Raw genomic sequence first — 6,813 nt, 5'->3', positions numbered from 1 at the left:
GAAGTCAGCTCAAAACACTGCTTTGAGGTTGCAGATAGAACTGACGAAGTCAGCTCAAAACACTGTTTTGAGGTTGCAGATAGAACTGACGAAGTCAGCTCAAAACACTGTTTTGAGGTTGCAGATAGAACTGACGAAGTCAGTAACATATATACGGCAAGGCGACCTTGACGCGGTTTGAAGAGATTTTTGAAGAGTATGAAACGAAAAGGAGGTTGGTCATTGTACCAGCCTCCTTTTGATATGATATAATAGTTCTATGAGATTAGATAAATTTTTAGTTGCCTGCGCTGTGGGGAGCCGAACTGAGGTCAAAAACTTGCTCAAGGCTGGTCGCGTGACGGTAAATGGAAAAAAAGAGAAATCAGCTAAATTGAAGATTGATGAAGAAAGAGATGAGATTCGCTTTGACGGGCAAGTGTTGGAGTATGAAGAGTTTGTCTACTACATGATGAACAAGCCCAAAGGAGTTATCTCAGCGACTGAGGATCCCAAGCACAGAACCGTTCTGGACTTGTTGGATGACTTGGCGCGGAGCAAGGAAGTTTTCCCAGTAGGACGCTTGGATATTGACACGCATGGTCTTTTGCTCTTGACCAATGATGGTCAGCTGGCTCATGTTCTTCTTTCGCCCAAGCGTCATGTGGACAAGACTTATCTGGCACAAGTCAAGGGAATCATGACCCAAGAAGATGTGGAGATATTTGCTGAGGGTATTCCTCTCAAAGACTTTACCTGTCAACCCGCTATACTGGAGCTTGTATCCATAGATACAGAAAAGAATCAAAGCCAAATCCGTGTGACCATTGCAGAAGGGAAGTTTCATCAGATCAAGCGTATGGTGGGCTACTGTGGCAAGGAAGTGGTGGACTTGCAACGTTTGACTATGGGAACTCTAGTATTGGATGAGAACCTAGAACGAGGGGAATGGCGTCGCTTGACCAAGGAAGAATTAGAAATTCTCCTTGCGAATATTGCTTAATTTCATTTATATTTGAAAAGGTGAGGAAGAATATCCTTGCCTTTTATGTTTTTCAGTTGCTTCCTTTGTGAAAAGAGTTATAATAGACTGTAGAATAAAAGGAGGAATCTATGAACGCGATTCAAGAATCATTTACAGATAAACTATTTGCCAACTATGAAGCAAATGTAAAATACCAAGCGATTGAAAATGCTGCCAGCCATAACGGAATTTTTGCAGCCCTAGAACGTCGCCAAAGCCATGTAGATAACACACCTGTTTTCTCATTGGATTTGACCAAGGACAAGGTAACCAACCAGAAAGCGTCTGGTCGTTGCTGGATGTTTGCGGCTCTCAACACCTTCCGCCACAAACTCATTTCTCAATACAAACTGGAGAACTTTGAGTTATCACAAGCCCACACTTTCTTCTGGGACAAGTATGAGAAATCAAACTGGTTCTTGGAGCAAGTCATTGCGACTGCAGACCAAGACTTGACGAGCCGTAAGGTTAGCTTCCTACTTCAAACACCTCAACAAGATGGTGGTCAATGGGATATGGTCGTTTCTCTCTTTGAGAAATACGGTGTCGTGCCTAAGTCAGTTTATCCTGAGTCTGTTTCATCTAGCAGCAGTCGTGAGCTAAATGCGATCCTTAATAAATTGCTTCGTCAAGATGCTCAAATCTTGCGTGACTTGCTTGCTTCTGGCGCAGATCAAGCGACTGTTCAAGCTAAAAAAGAAGACCTCTTGCAAGAAATCTTTAACTTCCTTGCTATGTCACTAGGACTTCCACCACGTCAGTTTGACTTTGCTTATCGCGATAAGGATAACAACTACCAAAACGAAAAGGGCATCACTCCACAAGAATTTTACAAGAAATATGTCAATCTTCCACTAGAAGACTACGTTTCTGTTATCAACGCCCCAACTGCTGACAAGCCTTACGGCAAATCTTACACAGTTGAGATGTTGGGAAATGTGGTTGGTAGCCGTGCGGTTCGTTACATCAACGTTCCAATGGAGCGTTTGAAAGAATTAGCGATTGCCCAAATGCAAGCAGGTGAGACTGTTTGGTTTGGCTCTGATGTCGGCCAGCTCAGCAACCGTAAAGCTGGAATCCTTGCGACAGATGTTTATGACTTTGAATCAAGCATGGACATTAAACTCACTCAAGACAAGGCTGGACGTCTGGACTACAGCGAAAGCTTGATGACCCACGCCATGGTCTTGACAGGTGTTGATTTGGACGAAAATGGCAAATCAATCAAGTGGAAGGTTGAAAACTCATGGGGAGACAAGGTCGGTACAGATGGTTACTTTGTTGCCTCAGACGCTTGGATGGACGAATACACTTACCAAATCGTTGTCCGTAAAGAATTGCTGACAGCCGAAGAACAGGCTGCCTATGAAGCAGAACCAATTGTTCTTGCACCATGGGATCCAATGGGAGCCTTGGCAGAATAATACTCTTCGAAAATCAAATTCAAACCACGTCAGCTTCGCCTTGCCGTACTCAAGTACAGCCTGCGGCTCGCTTCCTAGTTTGCTCTTTGATTTTCATTGAGTATAAAAGCCTAGAAAAAAGGAATCAGATTTTAGAACCTGGTTCCTTTTTAGTTGCTTGATTACATGATGTGAAGAACATGTGCCACAATACCCACTGCGAAGAGGGCAAGGATAATAGTGATTGGAGATACTTTTTTCTTAAGTAAGTACATGCAAAGTAAAGTAAGGAGTAGTCCTGATAATCCAGGAATCAACATATCCAAGTTTTGTTGGAAAGTAGTAACTTTTTCAGGAGTTTGAGACAATCCTTGTCCTACTTGTGCGAATGCTTCTTGGATACCTTTAGACCCTTCTGGCAATTTATCCCAATGGATATAAGCCTTTTCATCTAGTTGAACTTTAGAAACATCGAAAGCAAATTTAATATTTACCCAACGTTGAACAAGGACAGCAAGAATGAACATCCCAAGGATAGAAGCTCCTTTAGTGATATCTTGAAGGATACCACCAGACATATCTTTGGTGATTTCTGATCCAGCCTTATATCCAATCTCTTGAACATACCACAAGAATGACATACGAATCAAGTTCCATGCAACAAAGAAGAGGAGTGGACCCAAGATATTGCCAGTAAGGGCAAGTGAAGCACCGAGAGATCCAAGGATTGGGCGTACTGTAAACCAGAATACTGGGTCACCGATACCAGCAAGAGGTCCCATCATACCGATTTTAACCCCTTGGATAGCAGCGTCATCGATTTCCACACCGTTAGCACGTTCTTCTTCAAGCGCAAGAGTAACCCCCATGACTGGAGCAGCTACGTATGGATGAGTGTTGAAGAACTCAAGGTGACGCTCAAGAGCAGCGATTTGATCTTCTTTTTTAGTATAGAGTTTTTTGATAGCTGGAATGAGTGTATAAGCCCAGCCCAAGTTTTGCATCCGTTCAAAGTTCCAAGACCCTTGTAAGAAGGTTGAACGCCACCAAACTTTTTTACGATCTGATTTAGTTAATTGAAGTTTTTCAGTCATGATGTTTTCAGTCCTTTCTTATCTTAGTAGTCTTCTAGGATATCGCCGATTGGGTCGTTAGAAGTTGCGGCTCCTCCGCCACCATTTCCACCAGTTTTAGAAAGGTGAAGGTATATAAGAGCGATAGCAACACCGATAGCACCGAATCCGATTAGAGTAATATCTGACACAGCAGCGAGAACGAAACCAAGAGCGAAGAATGGCCATACTTCACGAGTTGCCATCATGTTGATAACCATGGCGTAACCAACGGCAACGACCATACCACCACCGATAGCCATACCATCTTTGAGCCAGTCTGGCATGGCACTAAGGATACTTTGTACAGTTTCAGTTGGTACCATAAGGAGAAGAGCTGCAGGAAGCGCGATACGAAGTCCTTGGAAAAGTAGCGCAATGAAATGCGCACGCTCCACAGCGCCGAAGTCACCTTTTTTAGCGGCAGCATCTGCAGTATGAACCAAACCAACTGAAATTGTACGAACAATCATTGTCAAGAAAAGTCCAGCTACGGCAAGAGGGATAGCAACCGCTTGGGCAACACCGATACCAGTCTTGGTAAAGTCACCACCAAGAACCATGATAATGGCAGCAGCGACAGAAGCAAGTGCAGCATCAGGAGCGATAGCAGCACCGATATTTGACCAACCAAGGGCAATCATTTGAAGCGATCCACCGAGGATAATCCCTGCTTCCAAGTGACCTGTTACAAGCCCAATAAGGGTACAGGCTACAAGTGGTTGGTGAAATTGGAACTGGTCGAGGATGCCTTCAAGACCTGCAAAGAAGGCTACAACGACTACTAAAACCATAGAAATAATAGACATGTTTAAAATCCTTTCATAAATAATGGCTTATTTGACATTGGCTTTGTTAATCAAGTCAAACAAATCTTTTTTAGAATCATTCGGTACTTTACGGACATCAAATTCAACACCCAAGTCACGCATTTTTTCAAATGTAGCAACATCTTCTTTGTCCATCGACAAAACGGTATTGACCAATGTTTTACCTGTTGAGTGAGCCATAGAACCAACGTTAAGAGTCTTGATTGGCACGCCGCCTTCGATGGCACGAAGGGCATCTTGAGGTGTTTCAAACAAGATAAGGGCATGTGTTTCTCCAAAACGTGGGTCTTTTGAAATCTCAATCAGTTTTTGAATTGGAACCACGTTAGCCTTGACATTACCTGGAGCTGCTTGTTTAATCAATTCTTTACGAAGGTCGTCTTTAGCCACGTTATCTGAAGCAACGATGATACGATTTGCTTTTGAATCTGGAGTCCAAGCAGTTGCAACCTGACCGTGAAGTAGACGTGTGTCAAGACGGGCAAGATTGATTTTCAATTTACCGTCTCCGATAACAGTTCCTTCTGGGATAGCAGCTTGGGCAACTGGAGCAGCTGCAGCGCTTGCAACTTCTTCAACTGGATTTAGCTCTTCTGGAAGAGCTTTGATGCCATCTTTGGCTTCTTTAATGATATTAGCAGCGACTTTTTCTACACCTGCAGCAGCGTCCATGAGGCGCTCTGTGTAGGCTTGAATCAACATCGGTAAGTTAAGTCCTGTGATGATGGCAAACTTACGCTCAGGATTTTCTCCCATCACGCGACTAGCTTGGTTAAATGGAGAACCACTCCAAAGGTCAGCCAAAACTAGAACCTCATCTTCTGCGTCAAATGCAGCAACAGCGTTATTAAACTTAGCGTATAGATCATCAGGACCTTCATTTGGCATAAAGGTCACAACTTGAACCTTTTCTTGTTCACCAAAGATCATAGATCCTGACTGATGAATACCCGCAGCAAATTCGCCGTGGCTCGCAATAATGATTCCGATACTCATTATTGTCATTCCTCCTTTTTTGTTTTAGTTTTCATTTAAGAAAACTTTAAGACTGTTTAAGTATAAACCGTTTTCATGTAAAAAGCAACTATTTATCATAAAAAATTAAAAAAACTTTTACTTTTGAATGTTGATATATTGAGTTTTTTGAGGAGTAATATTGAATCCACATTTAAAAATTTAATATAAAAAAGTTGAAAGAAGCTTCCAACTTTTAAAATAGGTTTCTATTAGATTAGTGGGTGAAGTCGAGTACCATACGTCCTTGGATTTGACCTTTTTCCATTTCGTCGAAAATGGCAACAGCATCTTCTACTGGACGTTTTTGAACAACTGGAACTACCAAACCTCCTGCACCGAATTGGAAGGCTTCTTCCAAGTCTTTACGAGTTCCAACGAGAGAACCGATGACTTGGATTCCATCTAGAACGGTTTTTACGATACTTAGTTCCATCATTTCAGAAGGAAGGCCGACAGCGACGACGTGACCACCAGCACGAACTGAGTCAACAGCCTGGTTGAAGGCAACTTTAGATACAGCAGTTACGACAGCTGAATGAGCTCCACCATCAGTTTTTTCCTTGATGAGTCCAGCTACATCTTCAACTTCGAGGCCGTTAATCACAATGTCAGCGCCTACTTCTTTTGCAAGGGCAAGTTTGTCATTGTTGATATCGACTGCGATAACATGAGCATTGAATACTTTTTTAGCGTATTGAACAGCGAGGTTACCAAGTCCACCAGCACCGTAAAGAACAACCCATTGGCCTGGTTCAACTTTTGCTTCTTTGATAGCTTTATAGGTTGTTACTCCAGCACATGTGATAGAAGAAGCTTGGGCTGGATCAAGTCCGTCAGGAACTTTGACAGCATAGTCAGCAGTTACGATACATTGTTCAGCCATACCACCGTCTACTGAGTAGCCAGCATTTTTCACTGTACGGCAAAGGGTTTCGCGACCAGTTGTACAGTATTCGCAAGTGCCACATCCTTCAAAGAACCAAGCAACGCTGACGCGGTCACCGACTTTAAGGCTTTTCACATCTGGAGCAATCTCTTTAACGATACCGATACCTTCGTGGCCAAGAACACGTCCTGGTACTTGACCAAAGTCACCATGAGCAACGTGGAGGTCAGTGTGGCAAACACCACAGTATTCAATTTCTACAAGTGCTTCCCCAGTTTCAAGTGGACGGAGTACTTTTTCTTCAACAGCAACACCAGTGCTTTCTGGATTTACAACAACAGCTTTCATAGCTATCCTCCTTGATATTGACCGAGAACAGGGACAACGGGACTGGATTGATTATGTTTCAACAGAGTCGAGTGTGACGAGCTCTCTTGTATTTATATGTGAAGTATATCGCAAAAGAAAGCCTTTTCCAAGGTTTTGGAGGCAAAAAGTAGAACAATCGATTAATACTAAACTAAAATAAAAAAGCATTATACAATAGTAATATGAAATCAAC

General features: G+C 42.7%; 6 protein-coding genes. 2 read left to right on the top strand and 4 right to left on the bottom strand.

All coding sequences use genetic code 11. The features are described from left to right. Positions 1–259 precede the first annotated feature (259 nt). Together B4W83_RS00905 and pepC are read left to right on the top strand one after the other, a co-directional pair. Positions 260–982, top strand: coding sequence for a pseudouridine synthase (locus B4W83_RS00905; protein ID WP_001234885.1), 723 nt, complete (start codon positions 260–262; stop codon positions 980–982). 110 nt (positions 983–1,092) lie between these two features. Further along, positions 1,093–2,427 (top strand): C1 family peptidase, encoded by a 1,335-nt coding sequence (pepC, locus tag B4W83_RS00895; RefSeq protein WP_000991654.1) that lies wholly within the window; start codon positions 1,093–1,095, stop codon positions 2,425–2,427. Between the two features lie 161 nt (positions 2,428–2,588). Here pepC and B4W83_RS00890 read toward each other — a convergent pair whose 3' ends face one another. From B4W83_RS00890 to adhP, 4 genes are all read right to left on the bottom strand, one after another. After that, complete coding sequence (locus B4W83_RS00890; RefSeq protein ID WP_000136861.1) at positions 2,589–3,500, bottom strand: PTS system mannose/fructose/sorbose family transporter subunit IID; 912 nt, start codon at positions 3,498–3,500, stop codon at positions 2,589–2,591. 23 nt (positions 3,501–3,523) lie between these two features. Beyond that, positions 3,524–4,327, bottom strand: coding sequence for a PTS mannose/fructose/sorbose transporter subunit IIC (locus B4W83_RS00885; protein WP_000022715.1), 804 nt, complete (start codon positions 4,325–4,327; stop codon positions 3,524–3,526). 27 nt (positions 4,328–4,354) lie between these two features. Continuing rightward, entirely contained in the window at positions 4,355–5,344 is a 990-nt protein-coding gene (locus B4W83_RS00880) for a PTS sugar transporter subunit IIB (protein ID WP_000021972.1), read from the bottom strand. A gap of 235 nt (positions 5,345–5,579) precedes the next feature. Further along, the gene (gene adhP, locus B4W83_RS00875) at positions 5,580–6,599 is read right to left on the bottom strand and encodes an alcohol dehydrogenase AdhP (protein ID WP_000649179.1); all 1,020 of its coding nucleotides are present in this window, start codon (positions 6,597–6,599) and stop codon (positions 5,580–5,582) included. Positions 6,600–6,813 lie beyond the last annotated feature (214 nt).

Source organism: Streptococcus pseudopneumoniae ATCC BAA-960 = CCUG 49455, assembly GCF_002087075.1.
Lineage (GTDB): Bacteria > Bacillota > Bacilli > Lactobacillales > Streptococcaceae > Streptococcus > Streptococcus pseudopneumoniae.
This window is presented reverse-complemented; position numbering and strand designations above follow the sequence as displayed.